This is a genomic window from Bradyrhizobium sp. Bra78 (assembly GCF_024519855.1).
GTDB classification, from domain to species: Bacteria; Pseudomonadota; Alphaproteobacteria; order Rhizobiales; family Xanthobacteraceae; genus Bradyrhizobium; species Bradyrhizobium japonicum_G.
Map to the genome: position 1 here is coordinate 306,861 of NZ_JALJRE010000001.1, position 21,303 is coordinate 328,163.

Sequence of the window (21,303 nt, forward strand, 5' to 3'; positions counted from 1 at the left end):
CCCGGCCCAAAAATGGCCTGCAAGCTGCGTGCCGAATGGATCTTTTAGCTCAAGCCCGGATCAAGGGCGTTCAGTCCGAATTCGTCGATGCCCTCGGAAAGTTGCGGGTTACCGATCCCGTGGCGCTCAAATCCATCCTCGACGCCCTGCCGGAGAAGCGGGTTTACCGCTTCGTCAGCGGGCCCGTGGTGGTCCGGGCCCTGGGACATCCGCGCACCGAATTGGCGACGATGGGCGCGCCGCCGCTGCAATGGACATTGCGCGCAAACGGCAATGTGATTGCGCAGGGCGAGACGCGCGAGCCCGTGATCGCCTGGCCCGCCGATCTGCCGCTCGGATATCACCGGTTGACGCTCACCGATGCCAAGGGTGTCGCGGAAGAGGTGCCGATGATCGTGGCGCCCGAACGGGCCTTTGGCGGCGATTTCGACCGCGGCTGGCTGCTCGCCGTGCAGCTCTACGGCGTCCGCTCGGAGCGCAATTGGGGCATCGGCGATTTCACCGACCTTGCCGATCTCGTCCGGCTCGCCAAGCAGCTCGGTGCCGACGGCGTCGGGCTCAATCCCCTGCATGTGCTGTTCGACAATCATCCGGCCGATTGCAGTCCTTATTCGCCGAACAGCCGGTTGTTTCTCAATCCGCTCTATATCGACGTCGAGGCGATCCCGGAATTTACCGCGGATCTCGTCCCCGACGCGGCCGCGACCGCCGCGCGCCTGCGTGAAGGCGATCGTGTGCCCTATGCCGACATGGCGGCCTTGAAGTGGCTGGGCTTGCGCGCCGCCTATGGCAGCTTCGTGACCAGCGCGAGCGGCGTCCGCCGCAACCAGTTCGACGCCTTCCGGGCCGACCGCGCGCCGCTATTGTCCCGCTTTGCCTGCTTCGAGGTGCTGCGGCATCGCTTCACTGGACCGTGGTGGGAATGGCCGTCCGAATGGCAGCAGCCTGACGAGGCCAAGTGCGCCGAGTTGCGCAACGGTCCCGACAAGCGCGATGTCGAATTCATCGAATTCGTGCAATGGACGGCAGATTCGCAGTTGCAGGCCGCCAAGGAGCTTTCCATCCAACTCGGCATGCGCGTCGGGCTCTATCTCGACGTCGCCGTCGGCGTGCAGTCCAACGGCTTCGATGCCTGGAACGAGCAGGCGGCAATTTCCCGCCATCTCGCCGTCGGCGCGCCGCCCGACGTGCTCAACACCGTCGGCCAGGATTGGGGTCTTGCCGGCTTCAATGCGGGCGGCCTCGAAGCGCAATCCTTCGTGCCGTTCGCCGACATGCTCGCCGCCTCGATGCGCCACGCCGGCGCCATCCGGATCGATCACGTGCTGGGATTGAAGCGGCTTTATCTGGTGCCACGCGGTTTCAAGCCCGACAATGGCGCCTATGTGCAGATGCCGTTCGAGGCGCTGCTCGGCGCCATCGCACGCGAGAGCACGGTGCATCAATGCATCGTGATCGGCGAGGACCTCGGCACCGTGCCGGAAGGTTTTCGCGAGACCATGCAGGATTTCGGCATCTGGTCCTATCTCGTCATGATGTTCGAGCGCGACGATTCCGGCCATTTTCGCAACATCGACTTCTATCGGCCGAACGCGCTGGTGACGCTGAACACGCACGACCTCTGCACCTATGCGGGCTGGCGCTCTTTCAGCGATCTCAGGGTTAAGCTGTCGCTCGGGCTGGACCCCGGCGAGAGCGATCAGGCGCGCTGGGACGCGCTCGGCAGGCTCGACGAGATCCTGCGCCAGAACAGCATCAGCGCCAACGATCTCTATTCGGTGCTCGCCTTCCTGTCGCGCACGCCGTCGCGGCTGCTGGCGGTGTCGATGGAGGATCTGCTCGGCGTGATCGACCAGCCCAACATTCCCGGCACGATCGACGAGCATCCGAACTGGCGCCAGCGCCTGCCCGTTGCGCTCGACAAGATCGCGACCAAGGTCGATCTCGCAGCTTTGAAGGCCGCCACACGGGAACGTTCCTTGATCGGCGGGAGTTGATCGCCGGGGATTTTTTAGGCTCGCAAAACATTGTCTCAGAAGATCGAAGACTACGCGCTGATCGGCGACTGCGAGACGGCGGCGCTGGTCGGACGCAACGGCTCGATCGACTGGCTGTGCTGGCCGGCCTTCGATTCCGATGCCTGTTTTGCCGCGATCCTCGGCACGCCCAAGAACGGGCGCTGGCTGATCGCGCCGAGCGAGGACGTCACCGCGACCTCGCGCCGCTATCTCGGCCATACCCTCATCCTCGAGACACGCTTTGAGACGAAGACCGGCACCGTCGCGCTGATCGACTTCATGCCGCCGCGCGGCAAGGCCTCCGACATCGTGCGGCTGGTGCGCGGTGTCAGCGGCACTGTGAAGCTGCGGATGGAGCTCGTGATCCGCTTCGGCTTCGGCGTCGATATCCCCTGGGTGCGGCGGATCGACCATTCCCTGCTGGCGGTCGCCGGCCAGGATATGACCGTGCTGCGGACGACGGCGAAGACTCGCGGCGAGGATATGACCACGGTGTCCGATTTCGAGGTGAAGCAAGGCGACACCGTGCCGTTCGTGCTGACCTACGGCCCCTCGCATCTCGATCCGCCCGCGCCGATCGACCCGGAGCTCGCGCTCCAGGAGACCGAAAAATTCTGGAATGACTGGTCAAGCCGCTCCACGCATGACGGCGAGTATCACGATCTGATCATGCGCTCGCTCATCACGCTGAAGGCGCTGACCTTCGCCCCGACCGGCGGCATCGTCGCGGCGCCGACCACGTCATTGCCGGAGAAGCTCGGTGGTGCCAGGAATTGGGATTACCGCTTCTGCTGGCTGCGCGATGCCACCTTCACGCTGCTGGCGCTGATGAACTCGGGCTATACCGAGGAAGCCTCGGCTTGGCACAATTGGCTGTTGCGCGCCGCCGCGGGGTCGCCGGCGAACATGCAGATCATGTACGGCATCTGGGGCCAGCGGCGGCTTTTGGAATGGGAGGCCGACTGGCTCGACGGCTACGAGGGCGCGCAGCCGGTGCGGGTCGGCAATGCCGCGCATGCGCAGCTGCAACTCGACGTCTACGGCGAGTTGATCGACGCCTTCCACCAGTCGCGCATGGCCAAGCTGAAGCTCGACGATGAAGCGACCTGGGCGCTGGAATGCGCCGTGCTCGATCATCTCGCCGAAGTCTGGGACCAGCCCGACCACGGCATCTGGGAGCGGCGCGGACAGCCGAAGCACTATGTCTTCTCCAAGGTGATGACCTGGGTCGCCTTCGACCGCGGCATCAAGAGCGCGGAGACCTTCGGCTTCAAGGCGCCGCTGCTGCACTGGCGGACCCTGCGCGATGCGATTCATCGCGACGTCTGCAACAGGGGTTTTGACGCGGAGGAGAATGCGTTCGTCGAATCCTACGGCTCAAAACTGCTCGATGCCAGCGTGCTGCTGCTGCCGGCGGTGGGCTTCCTGCCGGCGCAGGACCCACGCATCCGCGGCACCGTCGCCGCCGTCGAAAAGCACCTGCTGCGTGACGGCTTTGTGCTGCGCCACGATCCGCGGGAGATGTCCGAGGAGACCCAGCCGATCGAAGGAGCGTTCCTCGCCTGCAGCCTGTGGCTGGCCGACGCCCATGTGCTGTCCGGCAATATCGACAAGGCGCAGGCGCTGTTCGACCGCGTGGCTGCGCTTGCGAACGATGTCGGACTGCTGGCCGAGGAGTATGACTCCCTTGCGCGGCGCCAGACCGGAAATTTCCCGCAGGCGCTGACCCACATCGCGCTGATCAACACTGCGCACAATCTGTCGGCGGCGAGGCAAGAGTGCGATAAGCCGGCAGTACAGCGATCGAAGCAGTGAACGCCTTGACTGCATCGCCAGCGACGGTTCGCTCCCTCTCCCGCCTGCGGGGGAGGGCTGGGGTGGGGGTGTTTCCGCCGGGCGAGAACCCCCGAGAGGAGAGAACCCTCACCCGCCGCTACGCGGCGACCTCTCCCGCAAGCGGGGAGAGGTGAAGCGAGCCGGAAGCCCGTTCAGCCAACCCCGTTCCGCTTCAGGATCATCTCCATCGCCTCGGCAAAACCATCCTGCTCGTTGCTCGAGGTGACGTTGGTGGCCTGCTCCTTGACGCTGTCGGTGGCGTTGCCCATGGCGATCGAGGTGCCGCTGACGCGGAACATCGCGAGATCGTTCTGCATGTCGCCGATGGTGGCGACCGCGTCGGTCGAGATACCGAGCCGCTTGGCCATGGCCTGCACGAACGTGCCCTTGTCGAAGCCGGGCGGGGTGATGTCGAGATAATAGGTCTGCGAGCGAACGGCGGTGGCCGCGCTGCCGAGCGCCTCCTGCATCGCCTTCTCGCAGGCCTCGAGCCCGGCCGCATCGGCGCTGGCGCCGACGATCTTGCAGGCGCCGGAGAGATACGGCGTAAAATCCGTCACGACGGTCGGATCGGACCGGATCGTGTGCTGTTCATGGGGGACGTACTTGCCATCGGGATTGTCGATCAGCCATTTGTCGGTGGTGAACAGCCAGATGTCGGCGCCGAACTCGCGCAGGATCTGCAGCGACCGTTCGGCCGCGGTCGCCGGGATCAGATGCTGCTCGACCGGGTGCATCTCGGGATCGACGATGGAGGAGCCGTTGAACGGGCCGACCGGGAGCCAGAGCGCCAGCGGCTCGATCAGGAACCGCATGCCGATCGCGGGGCGGCTCGACGTGATCGTGAAGCCGATACCGGCCTGGTGCAGCCGCTGCACCGCGGACCTCGCACGTTCCGTCAGCGTCTTGTCCTTGGTCAGCAGCGTGCCGTCGACGTCGGAGACCACGAGTGCGATTTTCGTCATGGCAGGACCTTGGCTTTCCCGAGGATGATTGGCCTCAGCGTTTCGTGCCGCGCGGTTTCAGTTGCCGCACGATGCCGTCCACGATCGCTTCGACGGATTCGTCGATCGAGACGGTGATGACGTGCTCGCCCGTCGCCGGCGGCTCCAGCGTGTTGAACTGGCTCGTCAGCAGCTCCGGTGGCATGAAGTGACCCTTGCGGTGCGCGAGCCGGTCGGCGATCAGCTCCTTCGTGCCCTTCAGGAAGACGAAGCGGACGTCGTCGCGCCCCCGCAGCAGCACGTCACGATAGGTGTGCTTCAGCGCCGAGCAGGCGATGATGACATGCCCGCCGCGTTCGCAGACCCGTGCGATCTCGTCGGCGATGGCGTTGAGCCAGGGCCAGCGGTCCTCATCGGTGAGGGGGTGGCCGGCCCGCATCTTCTCGACATTGCTGGCGGGATGAAAGCTGTCGCCGTCCTCGAAGCGCCAGCCGAGCCGCTGGCCCAGCGCTTCCGCAATCGTGCTCTTGCCCGAGCCCGACACGCCCATCACGATCAATGCACAAGGTGCTTCAGCGCGGCCCACGAATTCCCTCCGGAAGCGCGGCCTGGTCGACCAGCCAGACGGTCTCGCCATTCGAGCGCGCGCGCAACGCCGGCAGAGTCTCGCCATTGAGGAGGCGCGTCAAGATCGGCTGCTTGTCATGCCCGGCAATCTCGAACAGCATTTCACGGCAGGACGCCAGCGCGGGCAGGGTGAGCGAGACCCGCGGCACGAACGGCGCCACATTGGCCTTGGGCACCCCGACGACCCAGCGTTCGGTCTCCTCGATCGCGGGATAGCCGGGAAACAGCGAGGCGGTGTGGCCGTCCGGTCCGGCGCCCATCAAGACCAGGTCGAACAGCGGCCGTGCCGGATCGAGCTGGTCCGCGCCGTAGAAAGCCTGCAGCTCGCGCGCATAGGCCTCGGCGCTTTGATCCGGATTGTCAGCCGTGGTCGGGATCGGGTGGATATGCCCGGAGGGCGCGTTGCGATCGAGAAAGGCCGCGCGCGCGACCGCCATGTTGTTGAGGGGATCGCTTTCGGCCACGAAGCGCTCGTCGCCGATGAACCAGTGCACGCGCTCCCACGGGATATTGCCACGCCAGGCGTCGCTGCCAAGCAGCCGATAGAGCCTCTTCGGGCTGGAGCCGCCGGTCAGGCAGATCGCGATGCGCCCGGGATTGGCCGCGATTCGCGCCGTCACCCGTTCGGCCGCGGCCTGTGCGAGGGCTTCGGCGTCGGCTGCGACGATCAGCTCGGGCTGGCCGGCCGCCGTCATCGCGAAAACTTCCGCCAGCTTCGTCCGTCGCGCCGGAGCAGCTCGTCGGCGCAGGCCGGGCCGTCGCTGCCGGCTTGATAGGTCTCGATGCCGTTGGTGCCGGCCTGCTTCCAGGCGTCCAGGAAAGGCTGCACCGCCTGCCATCCGGCCTCGACGCCGTCGGCGCGCTGGAACAGGATGTTGTCGCCGATCATGCAGTCGTAGATCAGGGTTTCGTAGCCGGTCGAGGGATCGGCCTGAAAATAGTCGCCGTAGCGAAACTTCATCTCGACGCCGTCGATGGTGATGCTCGGCCCCGGAATCTTGGCGTTGAACTGCAGCTCGATGGTCTCGGTCGGCGCGATGCCGATCGTGAGGAAATTCTGCGACAGGCGGTCGACCGTGGTGCCCGAGAACATCGACAGCGGCGCCTGCTTGAACTTGATCGCGACTTCCGTGCGCTTGTGGCCCAGCGCCTTGCCGGTGCGCAAGTAGAACGGCACGCCGGCCCAGCGCCAATTGTCGATCATCAGTTTCAGCGCGACATAGGTCTCGGTGGTGCTGCCGGGCTTGACGTCCTCGGTCTTGCGGTAGTCCGGAATCTCGTCGTCGCCGATGCGTCCCGCGAGATATTGCGCACGGACCGAATTCTTCAGCGCTTCCTCGTCGGTGGGCTGCTGGATCGCCGAGAGAACATCGGCCTTTTCGGAGCGGACCGAATGGGCGTCGAAATGGGTCGGCGGCTCCATCGCGACCAGCGACATCAGCTGGAACAGATGGTTGGGCACCATGTCGCGCAGCGCGCCGGTGGCGTCGTAGAAGCCGCCGCGATGGCCGACGCCGAGCTTCTCTTCCACCGTGATCTGGATGTGGTCGATATGGTTGCGATTCCAGATCGGCTCGAACATGCCGTTGGCGAAGCGCAGCACCAGGATGTTCTGCACCGTCTCCTTGCCGAGATAATGATCGATCCGGTAGATCTGGTGCTCGTCCATGATCTTCAGCAGCTCGGCGTTCAACGCGCGCGCCGTGACGAGATCGGTGCCGAACGGCTTTTCGATCACGAGCCGGCGCCAGGCGCCGTTCTCCTTCATCATGCCGGTACGGCCGAGCTCGCGCGCGGTCGGCGCGAACGCGGCGGGCGGGGTGGCCAGATAGAACAGCCGGTTGCCACCGGTGTCCTGCGCGCATTCGAGCGAATCAAGATGCTCGCGCAGGCGGTCGAAGGACGGTGGGTCCTTCGGATCGGCCTCGACGAAGGTCACGCATTGCAGCAGCTTCTGTGCGATGTCGTCGTCCACGGGCCGCGTTGCGAACTGGCGCAGGCCCTTCAGGAGGCTGTCGCGCAGCTCGCCGTCCGACTGGCTCTTGCGGGCCACGCCGACGACGCAGAACTTTTCCGGGAGCAGGTGCTCGGCGGCAAGATTGTAGAGCGATGGCATCACCAGACGGTGAGTGAGATCGCCGGTTACGCCAAAGATGACGAAGGCGCAATTTTCCGGCTTGCGCTTTACTTGCGGGTCTTTTGTCACGAACGATTGGCCTTCGCTTTGTTGCGCCCTATTTGGGTTTCGAAGCACCCGGCTGCTTCGGCTCCTTGTGGCCGCCGAACCCCGCACGCATCGCGGAGAGAATTTTCTCGGCGAAGGTGTGTTCCTTGCGGGAACGGAAACGTGCGTAGAGCGCCGCGGTCAGCACTTCGGCCGGCACCGCCTCGTCGATCGCGGCATTCACGGTCCAGCGTCCTTCGCCGGAATCCTCGACGAAGCCGGAATATTCCGCCAGCGCCGGGCTGTCGGCGAGCGCGGTTGACGTGAGGTCGAGCAGCCAGGACGGGATCACGCTGCCGCGCCGCCAGACTTCCGCGATATCGGCGAGATCGAAATCGTAGCGATGGTCCGCCGGCAACGCCTCGATGCTGGCGTTCTTGAGGATGTCGAAACCTTCGGCATAGGCCTGCATCAGGCCGTATTCGATGCCGTTGTGGATCATCTTGACGAAATGCCCGGCGCCGACCGGGCCGGCATGGATGTAGCCCTGCTCGATGCGGGGATCGCGGCCCTCACGTCCTTCCGTGCGCGGAATGTCGCCGGCGCCGGGCGCGAGCGCGGCGAAGATCGGGTCGAGCCGGTCGACCACCGGTTTCTCGCCGCCGATCATCATGCAATAGCCGCGGTCGAGACCCCAGACGCCGCCGGAGGTGCCGACGTCGACATAATGAATACCGCGCTCCTTCAGCGCCTTGCCGCGGCGGACGTCGTCCTGCCAGAACGTGTTGCCGCCGTCGATGATGACGTCGCCTTCCTGCATCGCGCCCGCGATCGTCTCGATCGTGGTCTCGGTGATGTGGCCTGCCGGCAGCATCACCCAGGCGGTGCGCGGCCGTTCCAGTTTGGCGACGAACTCTTCCAGCGTCGCCGAGCCTTGCGCGCCGTCTGCGGCAAGGCCGGCGACGGCCTTGGCGTCCTTATCGTAGACCACGGTCGAATGGCCGTGGCGCATCAGGCGTCGAACGATGTTGCCGCCCATCCGGCCGAGGCCGATCATGCCGAGTTGCATTTGAGGGATTCCCTTAGTTCAGCGCGTCGTTGAGCGCCGCGTTGAGCGCCGCGAGACCTTTCTTGAGCCCGCCCTTCAGATGGACGCGGAGCGCGCGACGGCCGCGCTCGGTGAGCACGTCGAAGTCGCCGCGCGCCTGCGCCGCCTTGATGACGCCGAAGCTCGCTTTCTGGCCTGGAACGGCCAGATCCTTGGCCTCGTCGGCGGTGATCTGGAGGAACACGCCGCTGTCGGGTCCGCCCTTGTAGGCCTGCCCGGTCGAGTGCAGGAAGCGCGGCCCGAACTCGGCGCAGGTTGCGACATGCCGCTTCTCGCGCACTTCGAGCCGCATGGCCTGAAGTGCGTCGATCGTCGCCTTGTCGCGCGCGATGTAGCCGAGCAGGGCGACGTAATCGCCATGACCGGAGCGGGAAAGATGCGCCTTCAGCCATGAGGTGAGGTCGCCATTGGCGCCGGCGGCGCGGAGCGCCGCGGCGTTTGCCTCGTCGGTGTAGAGATCGGCATCTGCGGTGCTGACCACCGGTTCCTCGGCCGGCAACGAACCGGTCTTCTCGAACGACGCGGTGAGTTCGCGGGTCTTGATCTTGGCCGCTTCGACGTCCGGCTGGTCGAACGGGTTGATGCCGAGAATGCTGCCGGCGACGGCCGTTGCCATCTCGAAGCGGAAGAACTCCTGGCCGAGATGGTCGATCGACTTCATGACGATGCGCACGACGGGATGGCCGGCCGCTTCGATCGCAGCCAGCTGCGAGTCATGGGCGGCGTCGGCCTCGCCCTCGATACGGATGTCGATGAAGAGCCGGTCGTTGCCGTAGACCGAGGGCTCGCCCAGCGGCTCGCCGTCGATCGGGATCAGGCCCTTGCCTTCCTTGCCGGTCGATTCCGCGATCAGCTGTTCGGCCCAGGCGCCGAAATCGGCGATCTTCTTCGACGACAGGATCGTCACCTTGTCGCGGCCTTCGAGCGCCGCAAGGCCCATGGCAAGGCCGAGCTGCACGCCGGGGTTCTCGGCTGGCGGCACGTCCGGTCCGCAGGAGCGCGCCATCGCGAGCGCGTGCTTGATGAAGGTCTTGACGTCGATGCCCGCGGTTGCCGCCGGCACCAGGCCGAACGGCGAGAGCACGGAATAGCGACCGCCGATCGAGGGCTCGCCATGGAAGATTCGCGCGTAGTTCAGCTTCTTCGCCGCCTTCTCCAGCGAGGAGCCGGGATCGGTCACCGCGATGAAGCGATGGCCGGTCTTCACCTTCGGGCCGACCGCCTGCGCGACGCGCTCGTGGAAATAGTCCTTCATCGCATTCGGCTCGGTGGTGCCGCCGGACTTGCTGGAGACGATGAAGACGGTGTTGGCGATGTCGATCTTCGCCTCCATCGCCCGCACCTGCGCCGGATCGGTGGAATCGAGCACATGCAGCTTCGGGAAGCCTGACTTTCGCGCGAACGTCTCGGCCAGCACTTCGGGCCCGAGGCTCGATCCGCCCATGCCGAGCACGACGGCGTCCGAGAACTTCTGGCCCTTCACGCGGCTGGCATAATCCTCATAGTCGGCGACGTCGGCCTTGGCGGCGCTGTCGAGCCAGCCGAGCCATTTGTCCTCGTCCGTGCCTGTCCAGACCGATTTGTCGCGCTGCCAGAGCCTGCGGATCCTGGCTGACGCCCGCCATTCCTCCGTGCTCTTGGCCACCGCCTTGCCGAGCCCGTCGCCGAGCGAGAGAAGCTGGCGGTCGATCGCGGGGCCGAGCACGGTGGCGCGCTTATGGGCGACCGCGCCATACAGCTTGTCGGCCGCGTCGGCGAACTGCCTGACGCCGTCCTTGACGAGTTCCTCGGTGATGGCGTCCAGCGAGACGCCGGAGCGCTCCAGCTCCTCCAGCACGCGCCGGGCGTCGTCGACGTTCTCTTCCAGGCTGTCGCGCGGCTTGCCGTGGTCGCGGAACGCATCCAGCGTGGCCGGGGGCACGGTGTTGATGGTGTCGGGGCCGATCAGCTCCTCGACATACAGGACGTCGCTATAGTCCTTGTTCTTGGTGCCGGTGGAGGCCCAGAGCATCCGCTGCGGCTTGGCGCCCCTGGCGGCGAGCTTGTCCCACCGCGCGCCCGAGAACAGGCGTTTGTAATCCTGGTAGGCGACCTTGGCGTTGGCGATCGCGACCTTGCCCTTCAGCGCCGCGAGCCGCTCCTTCTCGGATGGATCATTGGCGCGGGCGATCTTCTCGTCGAGCTGCTTGTCGACCACCGAGTCGATGCGGCTGACGAAGAAGCTCGCGACGCTGGCCACGTGCGAGGGGTCGCCGCCACCTGCGACATATTTCTCCAGACCGGCGAGATAGGCCTTGGCGACCTCCAGATAGACGTCCCTGGAGAACAGCAGCGTGATGTTGATGCTGATGCCGTCGCCGATGAGCTGTTCGATCGCCGGCAGGCCTTCCGGCGTCGCCGGCACCTTCACCATCAGGTTCTTGCGATTGACGTCCTTCCAGAGCCGCCGTGCCTCGGCGACCGTGCCGGCGGTGTCCATCGCCAGATAGGGCGAGACTTCGAGGCTGACATAGCCGTCGCCGCCCTTGAGGCGATCATAGACCGGCCGCAGCACGTCGGCGGCGTTCTGGATGTCCTCAACCGCGACAGCCTCGAACAGGTCGGCGACCGACCGATCGCCACGCTTCAACGCCTTGCCGATCGGCGCGTCGTACTCGTCCGAGCTGCCGATCGCCTTTTCGAAGATCGAGGGATTGGAGGTGACGCCCTTGACGCCATCGGTTTCGATCAGCCGCTTCAGGTCGCCGTTGGCGATGAAGCCACGGGCCAGGAAGTCCAGCCAGACGGCTTGTCCGTGCTTTTCCAGTTCTTTGACGGGATTCATGGTGCTTATTTATCTCCAAGCCTGCGGGCGAGGGGTTTCCGCGCCGGTCCTGACGCGCTATCCTCTAGCTTACATGCTTCCTTGAGGGAACCAATCAAGGGTATGGGAGTCATACCCTCCAGTGTAACTCCGTCGCCATGATGGCGATCCCGGTGGAAGAAGCCGAGTTGCGTAAATAGTCGTTGGCCGTGAGTTAATCGGCCGAAGTCTGGTTGCGTAACGTCAGCTGCTTCGCCTCGTCGCTCGTGGCTGCGCGGATTACCATCGGCGGATTCCGGTCCGCCTGATGCATTGTGGCTCGGTCGCGAATGGCCATGCTGGGGGTAAGCATGCACGCACATCATGACCGTCTGACGCTCGCGATCGCGGAGAGCCCGCCATCGACCGCGGCGACCCCATGCGTCGACGCGTCCCCCGACCTCGAAATCGGTCCATGTACCGTCCAACTGCGGCTGCTGATCGCGGCGGGCTTCGCGATGACGTTGCTCAGCGCAACCCTCGCCTTCGACTGGTGGGACGGTCTTGGCGATTACGATACCGTGGCCGGCTCTGCCGGCGTCGCGGTGTTCGCCCTGTTGACCATCCGGCTGATCTGGATGCTCCCCGCCGAGCGGGGACCGGTGGTGGTCGTCACCCCCTATGGCATCCGCGACCTCCGCATCGGCAATGAATTTCTGCTGTGGGACTCGATCGCGAGGATCTCGGCTGAAGAACGCCGCGGGCGCAAGATGATCGTGCTGACGCCGACGCCGGCCTTGCAGCGGCAGCTCCGCAGCATCCGCACCCTGGCCCGAAGTGCGCAGGGCGATCGGATCGTCATCCGGACGGAGGACCTGGCGACCGATTTTGATACACTGCTTCGCGCCTGCCGCGACTGTCACGCGGCCAGAGCTCCGCGCACCGCATTGCAGCAGGAAGATGAACGCGGCGCGCAAGGCTTCGCCGTACAAGCGTCATAAGATCGCCGCTCGCCGATCGCTATGCTGCGGCGCCGGATGGCCTCATATCCGGTAATGCCCGGATGTTGCGACCGAGTGACATTTTCTGGAAATGCGCCAATATAGAGAGAGATTCGCACAAATTACAGGCATGTGCCTGTTCGTAACTCAACGAGTGCCTACGTTGTGCGTTGCGTCGAGTCGACACCCGGGTGTCCAATGATCGTCATGTGCTCACGCTGATTCGATCCGGCCTGAGGAACGGTCCGGTAACTGCTTTCGTTTCAGCTTGTAGCGGAACTCACGCGGAGAGGGATCATGTACAACGATTCGCTATTCAACGCTTTCGCTAAGTCGTTCGAGGCGAGAAGCCAGCACGACATGTCGATGGCGGAATATCTGGAATCGTGTCGAAGCGATCCCATGAAATACGCGAATGCGGCCGAGCGACTGCTAGCAGCGATCGGTGAACCCCAGACGATTGACACGGCCAAGGACCCACGCCTTGGCCGTATTTTTTTGAACCGCACGATCCGCACCTATCCGGCCTTTGCCGGCTTCTACGGCATGGAAGAAACCATCGAGCGCATCGTTGGTTTCTTCCGTCACGCGGCGCAGGGCCTCGAAGAGCGCAAGCAGATCCTCTATCTGCTCGGCCCGGTCGGCGGCGGCAAATCCTCGCTCGCCGAGCGGCTGAAGTCGCTGATGGAAGTGCACCCGATCTACGTGCTCAAGGCCGGCGACGAACTCTCGCCCGTGTTCGAGAGCCCGCTCAGCCTGTTCGATCCGGATCAGCTCGGTCCGATGCTGGAAGAGAAGTACGGCATTCCGCGCCGCCGGCTCACCGGCCTGATGAGCCCGTGGTGCTACAAGCGGCTGGAAGCCTTCGGCGGCGACATTTCCCAGTTTCGGGTCGCAAAGATCCAGCCGTCGCGGCTGCGCCAGATCGCGATCGCCAAGACCGAGCCGGGTGACGAGAACAACCAGGACATCTCCTCGCTGGTCGGCAAGGTCGACATCCGCAAGCTCGAGACCTACGCGCAGAACGACCCCGACGCCTACAGCTATTCCGGCGGCCTCAACCGCGCCAACCAGGGCGTGCTCGAGTTCGTCGAGATGTTCAAGGCGCCGATCAAGATGCTGCACCCGCTGCTCACCGCGACGCAGGAAGGCAACTATATCGGAACCGAGAACATCGGCGCGATTCCGTTCACCGGCGTCATTCTCGCGCACTCCAACGAGGCCGAGTGGTCGAGCTTCAAGGCCAACAAGAACAACGAAGCCTTCATCGACCGCATCTGCGTGATCAAGGTGCCATACTGCCTGCGGATCACCGAAGAGCAGAAGATCTACGAGAAGCTGATCCAGGGCTCCGAGCTCGCCTCCGCGCCTTGCGCGCCCTCGACGCTGGAGACGCTGGCGCGGTTCTCGGTGATGTCGCGGCTGCGCCGGCACGAGAATTCCACGGTGTTCGCCAAGATGCGGGTTTACGACGGCGAGAGCCTGAAGGAATCCGATCCGAAGGCGCGCAGTGTCCAGGAATATCGCGACGCCGCCGGCGTCGACGAGGGCATGGACGGCGTCTCCACGCGCTTTGCCTTCAAGATCCTGGCCGCGACCTTCAACCATGATCCGCAGGAAGTCGCCGCCGACGCCGTGCACCTGATGTACGCGCTGGAGCAGTCGATCAAGCGCGAGCAGCTGCCCGAGGAAGTCGAGAAGCGCTACCTCGAATTCATCAAGGCGGATCTGGCGCCGCGTTATGCCGAGTTCATCGGCAACGAGATCCAGAAGGCCTATCTCGAATCCTACTCGGATTACGGCCAGAACCTGTTCGATCGCTACGTCGACTATGCCGACGCCTGGATCGAGGACCAGGACTTCAAGGATGCAGATACCGGCCAGCTGCTCGATCGCGAACTGTTGAACCAGGAACTGACCAAGATCGAGAAGCCGGCGGGCATCGCCAACCCCAAGGATTTCCGCAACGAGGTGGTCAAATTCTCGTTACGGTCGCGGGCCCAGAACGGCGGCAAGAATCCGACCTGGATCTCCTACGAGAAGATTCGCGATGTGATCGAAAAGCGGATATTCTCCCAGGTCGAGGACCTGCTTCCGGTCATCTCGTTCGGGTCGAAGAAGGACGGCGAGACGGAGAAGAAGCACGGCGAGTTCGTCGCACGCATGGTGGAGCGCGGCTACACCGAGCGTCAGGTTCGCCGTCTGGTCGAATGGTACATGCGCGTGAAGCAAGCCGGTTGAGGCGGATGAGAAAGTGGCCATTCACATCATTGACAGGCGCCTGAATCCAGGCGGCAAGAGTCTTGAGAACCGGCAGCGGTTCTTGCGTCGGGCCAAATCCCTGGTGCAGGGCGCCGTCAAGAAGACCTCGCAGGAACGCGACATCAAGGACGTCCTGGAGGGTGGTGAGATCACGATACCGCTCGACGGCATGCACGAGCCGCGTTTCCGCCGCGAAGGCGGCACGCGCGACATGGTGCTGCCCGGGAACAAGAAGTTCATTGAAGGCGACTACCTCCAGCGCTCGGGGCAGGGCAGCGCCAAGGATTCCGGTCCGGGCGAAGGCGACAGCGAGGACGCCTTCCGCTTCGTGCTGAGCCGCGACGAGTTCGTCGATCTCTTCCTCGACGACCTCGAGCTGCCTGATCTTGCCAAGCGCAAGATCGCGCAGACCGAGAGCGAGGGCATCCAGCGCGCCGGCTACACCACGTCCGGCTCGCCGGCGAATATCTCCGTCAGCCGGACGGTGCGGCTCGCGCTCGCGCGCCGCATCGCGCTCAAGCGTCCGCGCAAGGACGAGATCGAGGAGCTGGAAGCCGCGATCGCCGCATGCACGGACGAGGACGAGCGGGTGGTGCTGCTCGCCCAGCTGGAAAAGCTGAAGGCGAAGACCAAGCGCATTCCCTTCATCGATCCGCTCGACATCCGCTACCGCCGCTTCGAGACGGTGCCCAAGCCGGTCGCCCAGGCGGTGATGTTCTGCCTGATGGACGTGTCAGGCTCGATGTCCGAGCACATGAAGGATCTGGCCAAGCGCTTCTACATGCTGCTCTACGTGTTCCTGAAGCGCCGCTACAAGCATGTCGACATCGTCTTCATCCGCCACACCGACCGCGCCGAGGAGGTGGACGAGCAGACGTTTTTCTACGGCCCGGCCTCTGGCGGCACGCTGGTCTCCAGCGCGCTCCAGGCGATGCACGAGATCGTGCGCGAACGCTTCAATCCCTCGGACTGGAACATCTACGCCGCGCAGGCCTCCGACGGCGACAATTCCTATTCCGACGGCGAGCTCACGGGCATGCTGCTGACCGACAAGATCCTGCCGGTCTGCCAGTTCTTCGCCTATCTCGAGGTCGGCGAGTCCGGCGGCAGCGCCTTCGATCTCTCCGACTCCTCGCTCTGGACCCTCTACGAACGCCTGCGCAACAGCGGCGCACCGCTCTCGATGCGCAAGGTCAGCGAGCGCAGCGAGATCTTCCCGGTGTTCCACGACCTGTTCCAGCGCCGCGAAACTGCCCAGGAGAAAGCCGCTCCATGACGGAACGCTTGTTCGAAGGCGCCGATTGGGATTTCCACACCTTGCAGCGCATCACCGATGCCTGCGAGGAGGTGGCATTCAAGGATCTCGGGCTCGACGTCTATCCGAACCAGATCGAGGTCATCACCGCCGAGCAGATGCTGGATGCCTATTCCTCGGTCGGCATGCCCTTGTTCTACAAGCACTGGTCGTTCGGCAAGCAGTTCGCGTACCACGAAGCGTCCTATCGCAAGGGCCTGATGGGGCTCGCTTATGAGATCGTGATCAACTCCTCGCCCTGCATCTCCTATCTGATGGAGGAGAACACGGCGACGATGCAGACGCTGGTGATCGCGCACGCGGCTTTCGGCCACAACCACTTCTTCAAGAACAACTATCTGTTCAAGCAGTGGACCGATGCCGACGGCATCCTGGACTACCTCGATTTCGCCAAGAACTACGTCATGCAATGCGAGGAGCGCTACGGCCGCACCGAGGTCGAGCGCACGCTGGATGCTGCGCATGCGCTGATGTCGCACGGCATCGACCGCTATCCCGGCAAGAAGAAGCTCGATTTGCGCGAGGAAGAGAAGCGGGCAGGGCGCCGCCGCCAGCACGAAGAGGAAGTCTTCAACGATCTCTGGCGCACGGTGCCAAAGGGAGCGTCGAAGACCCGGTCCGCGATCTCGCTCGAACGCCGCCGCAAGCTGCTCGGCCTGCCGCAGGAAAACCTGCTCTATTTCCTTGAAAAGAGCGCGCCGCGACTGGCGCCCTGGCAGCGCGAGCTGCTCCGCATCGTCCGCCACATCGCGCAATATTTCTATCCGCAGAGCCAGACCAAGGTGATGAACGAGGGGACGGCGACCTACGTCCACTATCGCATCATGACCAAGCTGCATCAGCAGGGCCGCATCACCGACGGCAATTTCCTCGAATTCCTGGGATCGCACACCAATGTGGTGTTCCAGCCCGAATTCGACGATCAGCGCTTCTCAGGCTTCAATCCCTATGCGCTCGGCTTCGCGATGATGCAGGACATCGAGCGCATCGTCACCAGGCCGGAAGACGAGGACCGCGAATGGTTCCCGGACATCGCCGGCAAGAACGACGTGATGGGCGTGCTGCGCGACGTCTGGGCCAATTATCGCGACGAAAGCTTCATCGCGCAGTTCCTGAGCCCGAAGCTGATGCGGCAACTCCGCATGTTCCACCTGCATGACGATCCCGAGGAACGCGCCGGCATAAGGGTCGATGCGATCCACGACGAGCGCGGCTTCCGCCGGGTGCGGCGCGAACTGGCGCGGCAGCACGATGTCGGTTACATCGACGCCAATATCGAGGTGATCGACGTCGATCTGTCCGGCGACCGCCGGCTGATCCTGCATCACCATGTCATCAAGGGCGCGCAGCTCAACGAAACCGACGCCAAGCGGGTGCTCCAGCATCTCGCCGATCTCTGGACCTACGACGTCGCGCTGATCGAGGTCGACGCCAACGACAAGGTCCTGCGCGAATATGTGGTGAGCCCGCGCCCGATTCCGGCGGCGGCTTGACGCCGCCGTCTACGCCGAACGTTTGGCCGGCTTCTTCCTGGCCTTGGACCTGTTCAAGTCCACGGCCGCGCGGATCAGTGCCTTCAGCGCCGTCTCGTTGATCTTCTCGCCCTCGCGAAAATCGATCGCGCGCCGCACATTGCCCTCGAGGCTGGAATTGAACAGGCCGGTCGGATCGTCCAGCGCCGCGCCCCTGGCAAACGTCATCTTCACCACCGCCTTGTAGGTCTCGCCGGTGCAGATGATGCCGTCGTGCTCCCACACGGGAACGCCGCGCCATTTCCATTCCTCCACGACCTCGGGATCGGCCTGCTTGATCAGGCCGCGGATCTTCCCCAGCATTTCGCCGCGCCAGTCGCCGAGCTCCTTGATCCTGCCGTCGATCAATTTGGAGGGTGAGGCTGCCTTTGCTTCCGTCGGACCACTCCTGGTCGCGGTCACGGCTTTCTTCATGATCTCGCCTCGCTTCGCACAGCGTCGCTGCGGCCGAGATAGGGCAATGCGAACAGATACAGCCCGGTCGCGAGCAGCGGGATCAGCGGGACCAGCGCCATCAGGCCGATCCACACGGCCTGGAGCTGCATGATCATGGCGACGATGTTCGCGATGACGGCGATCGTGAAAGCCATCGACAGCCAGCGATGAATCTGTCGAATCCACATGTTCGTGCTCAATGAGACCTCCTTGGCAAATGATCGGAACGGACGCCGGCCGAGCTACTCAGCCCGTGCCAGCACCTCGTCCAGCTTGGCGAAAAACTGCTTCCAGCCGGCATGCGCGCCGCCAAAAGCCTGCTTCTGCGTCGGGCTGAAGCCGGCTTGCTCGACACGCAGGTGCGTGCCCGCACCCGTCGGCGTCAGCGTGAAGGTCACGACGCTCTTGAGATCGAACGCTGCGTCCTCATGCGCAAAATTCCAGGTGTAGGCGAGGGTGCGCTGAGGCTCGATGGCAAGCACCTCGCAGTCCAGCACGCCGCCCCACTCGCCGCGCAGGTTGAAGCGATGGCCGACGGTCGGCTTGAAGTCATTCTTCATCAGCCATTCCTCGATCAGATGCGGCTGCGTCAGCGCGCGCCAGATCCGCTCTGCGGGAAAGGCAAATTCGCGCTCGATGACGACGGAACGTGTCTCGGTTGCAGCTTCGGTCATTGGTCCATCCTCTTCAGGAGATCGTCGAGTGCGTCGAGCCGGTTCTGCCAGAAGCCGGCCATCTGGCTGGTCCAGTCGACCAGCGGATTGAGCGCACCGGGCTGCGCGCTGTAATGCGTCTGGCGTCCTTCATGCCGGTCGCGCACGAGGCCAGCCTGCTTCAGCGCGCCGAGATGTTTCGAGACCGCCGGCTGGGAAACGCCCGATCGCAGCGTCAGTGCCCCGACGGTCTGCTCGCCCTCGCGGCAAAGCCGTTCGAAGATCGCTCGCCGCGTCGGATCGGCGAGCGTTCTGAAAAGAAGGTCGGGTGCGGCGGACATAAGATCCATAACCAGAAAGTTATGGATTTACTCATAACCGTAGGGTTATGGGTGTGTCAAGCCCGATGGGGGATGTGGACTCGTTGGCGCAACGCGCACTACCGTCATTGCGAGGAGCCCTTGCGACGAAGCAATCCAGTCTGTCTCCGCGGACGGACTGGATTGCTTCGCTACGCTCGCAACGACGGAGGAGGTGGCGGCGCCTACGGCCGCAGATAGAGGTAGCCCTGCGATTGAAGCTCGGCGAGGCGGACCACGCCGCCTTTCTCCGCGCTGACGAAGCCCGGCAGCAGATCCGTCAGCGTGATGTTCTGCGCCTTCATCGTGTTGCCGCAGGCGGCGAGTTCGACGCCGTCCTTGGAGAAATCGCCGACGCGCTTGCTGACGTCGGGGTTGGCCTGCGCCGCGTGAAACGCCTTCAGCGCCGGCCCATGGATGACCAGCGCGATCGTGACGTGATCCGGGCCGCCGACACCGTCGATGTGGTTCTGGATGTTGCCGAGCACGAAATTGACCTTCTCGGCGTCACTGAGATGGTAGACCACCTTGAGCTTGTTGCCCGGGCCCGCGTCCGTCGCGGCCTTGGCGCTGGAGGCGCCAAGCGCGGCGCCCAACGCCGAGACGGCGCTCCACAAGATGTTCCGGCGGTTCATGGCGATCTCCCTCGGCTGACCTGAATTTGCCGGAGACATATCATTTGTGACGGAGGGCGGCGAGTTCCTTGCGGTCGGTCACGAGCGAGGCGCACTCCGCCGTGTCGGTGCGGTCGAGGCGGAAAATGCCGTCGTCGGCGCCGGCGACCAGCGACTGCTCGGCATCGTCATCCGGCTTGTTGTTCTGCCAGACCCTGACCCGTGCCAGCCGCACGATTGCCGATTTGTCGTCCTTCGACAGCGCCACGCCGATGCCGCCGCCTTCGCAGTCGACGCCGCAGCCGAGGCGGATCTCGGTGCCGTCCTTGGTGAACACGGCATGGTTACAGGAACCGCTGGAGTCGAAATCGCCCGAGCGATGGCGATATCTGAAGCCGAGGCGGAAGGAGTTGTGGAGCTGCTTGTCTTCCTGGTCGGCCTCCGCGGAGATCAGCAGCTTCATGGCGGCGACCTTCTGCTTCGGATGCCGCGCCAGATGCCCGGCATCGTAGCGGCGCACGAAGCAGGCGTAGGCCTTGCTGCCGGGCGTGCCCGCATACATGCGCGCGTTGAAGGTCTCGGCCTCGGCCTTGGTGGCTTCGCGGATGTCGTCGGCCTCATCGGCCCGGGCAGCGCCGACGTAGGCGGCAAGAGCAAGCGGAAGGACGAGGGCAAGCTTCATGATCGCACCGGATGCGTGAGCCGTCGGCGGCCCGCCTGGTGAGGCGGGGCCGGTTGGCGGTTAGTCGCAGGCGGAGCGGCCCGCGTTCAAGTGCTTCCGCCTCACCCTGCTGCGGGGAGCCTCGCGCAAGGTTCCAGCCCTAGAAGGAGGGCGTTGATATTCCCCTGGTTGTTGCAGATGGCTGGTGGCGGTCACGATGTCCGTAAGTCAGAACTTGCCCAACCTTGCGATCGGCTATTCCCTGGCGTGGCTGCTCGGGCTCCTCGGAGCCAGCCTGTTGCTGACGCTGCTGTGTGCCGCACTCGCATTCAACTGGCACGACGCCAAGAACATCACCGCGTTCCAGATCGCGATCTGCTATTTCGGCGTCGCGTTGTTCGGCCTGGCCACCTGCAAGATGCTCCGGACGCTGATCTCCTCGCGGGAGCCGGTCGTCTTCGTCACCCGTGTCGGCATTCGCGATATCAGGATCGCCGATGACACCATCTCCTGGCGTTCGGTGCGGGACATGTCGATGTGGCGATACCGCAGCCAGAAGATCGTTGTGCTCCAGCTCGATCCTCTTCTCGCCGACCGGTTCGCCGGGAGTTTTCTGAGGCGCGTCTTGTCGCTGATGAACAAGCCGATCGGCGCGGACGGCGTGCTCGTCAATGCAGGCGGCCTGACCATGGACGGCGAAGCGCTATTCGAAACCTGCCGGAAATACTGGACGGCCGGCCGGTTGGCATATTCGGGCCGCTCCGCAACCGAGCCCGAGCCGGTCCATTAGAGCGCGATGCGCCGAGTCCGGGCACAGCGTGCCCGCTTCCAGCGAGCTGTGATCGAGGCTCCGTGCGTTGCCTTAGTCGCAGGCCGGGCCAGGAAGGTTCACGCAATGCAAGCCCTCGGTTCGCTGGAACTCGATGTCGGCTGATCCTTCGACATTGTCCCGATTCGTCAGTGTGATAGCCTTCACAGACGAATGCCTCTCG

19 protein-coding genes are annotated in these 21,303 nt (G+C 64.2%); 7 read left to right on the forward strand and 12 right to left on the reverse strand.

The window, feature by feature from the left end:
- The first annotated feature begins 35 nt into the window (after positions 1 to 35).
- Both malQ and OC450_RS01485 read left to right on the forward strand, forming a co-directional pair.
- Positions 36 to 1,997, forward strand: a complete 1,962-nt coding sequence (gene malQ / locus OC450_RS01480; RefSeq protein WP_262047032.1) for a 4-alpha-glucanotransferase — start codon at positions 36 to 38, stop codon at positions 1,995 to 1,997.
- 30 nt (positions 1,998 to 2,027) lie between these two features.
- Positions 2,028 to 3,833, forward strand: coding sequence for a glycoside hydrolase family 15 protein (locus tag OC450_RS01485; RefSeq protein ID WP_262047033.1), 1,806 nt, complete (start codon positions 2,028 to 2,030; stop codon positions 3,831 to 3,833).
- A 173-nt stretch (positions 3,834 to 4,006) separates the two neighbouring features.
- On the opposite strand, the gene OC450_RS01490 is transcribed toward OC450_RS01485, so the two are convergent.
- Genes OC450_RS01490 through OC450_RS01515 form a run of 6 tightly spaced genes read right to left on the reverse strand, consistent with a single transcriptional unit; the run spans position 4,007 to position 11,521 of the window.
- Entirely contained in the window at positions 4,007 to 4,819 is an 813-nt protein-coding gene (locus OC450_RS01490) for an HAD family hydrolase (protein WP_256805909.1), read from the reverse strand.
- A 34-nt stretch (positions 4,820 to 4,853) separates the two neighbouring features.
- Positions 4,854 to 5,384 (reverse strand): gluconokinase, encoded by a 531-nt coding sequence (locus OC450_RS01495; RefSeq protein ID WP_211384345.1) that lies wholly within the window; start codon positions 5,382 to 5,384, stop codon positions 4,854 to 4,856.
- Complete coding sequence (gene pgl, locus OC450_RS01500; protein ID WP_262047034.1) at positions 5,371 to 6,120, reverse strand: 6-phosphogluconolactonase; 750 nt, start codon at positions 6,118 to 6,120, stop codon at positions 5,371 to 5,373. The genes OC450_RS01495 and pgl overlap by 14 nt, the downstream gene beginning before the upstream one ends.
- On the reverse strand, positions 6,117 to 7,631 hold the full coding sequence (zwf, locus tag OC450_RS01505; RefSeq protein ID WP_211384347.1) for a glucose-6-phosphate dehydrogenase: 1,515 nt from the start codon (positions 7,629 to 7,631) through the stop codon (positions 6,117 to 6,119). The genes pgl and zwf overlap by 4 nt, the downstream gene beginning before the upstream one ends.
- Before the next feature lie 28 nt (positions 7,632 to 7,659).
- Positions 7,660 to 8,658, reverse strand: a complete 999-nt coding sequence (gnd, locus tag OC450_RS01510; RefSeq protein WP_262047035.1) for a phosphogluconate dehydrogenase (NAD(+)-dependent, decarboxylating) — start codon at positions 8,656 to 8,658, stop codon at positions 7,660 to 7,662.
- A 13-nt stretch (positions 8,659 to 8,671) separates the two neighbouring features.
- Positions 8,672 to 11,521: a bifunctional transaldolase/phosoglucose isomerase gene (locus OC450_RS01515; protein WP_262047036.1), complete on the reverse strand. Its 2,850-nt coding sequence runs from the start codon at positions 11,519 to 11,521 to the stop codon at positions 8,672 to 8,674.
- Between the two features lie 308 nt (positions 11,522 to 11,829).
- On the opposite strand from OC450_RS01515, the gene OC450_RS01520 reads away from it, so the two are divergent.
- The 4 genes from OC450_RS01520 (at position 11,830) to OC450_RS01535 (ending at position 17,550) form a co-directional block, all read left to right on the forward strand.
- Positions 11,830 to 12,480, forward strand: coding sequence for an STM3941 family protein (locus OC450_RS01520; protein WP_211384350.1), 651 nt, complete (start codon positions 11,830 to 11,832; stop codon positions 12,478 to 12,480).
- A 297-nt stretch (positions 12,481 to 12,777) separates the two neighbouring features.
- Entirely contained in the window at positions 12,778 to 14,721 is a 1,944-nt protein-coding gene (locus OC450_RS01525; RefSeq protein WP_211384351.1) for a PrkA family serine protein kinase, read from the forward strand.
- Positions 14,722 to 14,740: 19 nt separating this feature from the next.
- A complete protein-coding gene (locus OC450_RS01530) occupies positions 14,741 to 16,018 on the forward strand; it encodes a YeaH/YhbH family protein (protein ID WP_211384798.1) in 1,278 nt (425 codons plus the stop codon).
- Positions 16,015 to 17,550, forward strand: coding sequence for a SpoVR family protein (locus OC450_RS01535; RefSeq protein WP_262047037.1), 1,536 nt, complete (start codon positions 16,015 to 16,017; stop codon positions 17,548 to 17,550). The genes OC450_RS01530 and OC450_RS01535 overlap by 4 nt, the downstream gene beginning before the upstream one ends.
- A 9-nt stretch (positions 17,551 to 17,559) precedes the next feature.
- Here the strand turns inward: OC450_RS01535 and OC450_RS01540 are convergent, their stop codons facing one another.
- The 6 genes from OC450_RS01540 to OC450_RS01565 form a co-directional block, all read right to left on the reverse strand.
- Positions 17,560 to 18,003 carry a DUF1801 domain-containing protein gene (locus OC450_RS01540; RefSeq protein ID WP_211384353.1) on the reverse strand — a complete coding sequence of 148 codons (444 nt, stop codon included), beginning with the start codon at positions 18,001 to 18,003 and terminating at the stop codon, positions 17,560 to 17,562.
- Positions 18,000 to 18,212 (reverse strand): hypothetical protein, encoded by a 213-nt coding sequence (locus tag OC450_RS01545; RefSeq protein ID WP_372702963.1) that lies wholly within the window; start codon positions 18,210 to 18,212, stop codon positions 18,000 to 18,002. Before OC450_RS01545 ends, OC450_RS01540 begins: the two co-directional genes overlap by 4 nt.
- Before the next feature lie 54 nt (positions 18,213 to 18,266).
- The gene (locus tag OC450_RS01550; RefSeq protein ID WP_211384355.1) at positions 18,267 to 18,698 is read right to left on the reverse strand and encodes an SRPBCC domain-containing protein; all 432 of its coding nucleotides are present in this window, start codon (positions 18,696 to 18,698) and stop codon (positions 18,267 to 18,269) included.
- Positions 18,695 to 19,018, reverse strand: a complete 324-nt coding sequence (locus OC450_RS01555; RefSeq protein ID WP_211384356.1) for an ArsR/SmtB family transcription factor — start codon at positions 19,016 to 19,018, stop codon at positions 18,695 to 18,697. The genes OC450_RS01550 and OC450_RS01555 overlap by 4 nt, the downstream gene beginning before the upstream one ends.
- 203 nt (positions 19,019 to 19,221) lie before the next feature.
- Positions 19,222 to 19,671: a DsrE family protein gene (locus tag OC450_RS01560; protein ID WP_262047038.1), complete on the reverse strand. Its 450-nt coding sequence runs from the start codon at positions 19,669 to 19,671 to the stop codon at positions 19,222 to 19,224.
- Between the two features lie 40 nt (positions 19,672 to 19,711).
- Positions 19,712 to 20,332 (reverse strand): hypothetical protein, encoded by a 621-nt coding sequence (locus tag OC450_RS01565; protein ID WP_211384358.1) that lies wholly within the window; start codon positions 20,330 to 20,332, stop codon positions 19,712 to 19,714.
- Positions 20,333 to 20,528: 196 nt separating this feature from the next.
- Here OC450_RS01565 and OC450_RS01570 point away from each other — a divergent pair, with 196 nt between their 5' ends.
- The gene (locus OC450_RS01570) at positions 20,529 to 21,101 is read left to right on the forward strand and encodes an STM3941 family protein (protein WP_262047039.1); all 573 of its coding nucleotides are present in this window, start codon (positions 20,529 to 20,531) and stop codon (positions 21,099 to 21,101) included.
- Positions 21,102 to 21,303: the final 202 nt, after the last annotated feature.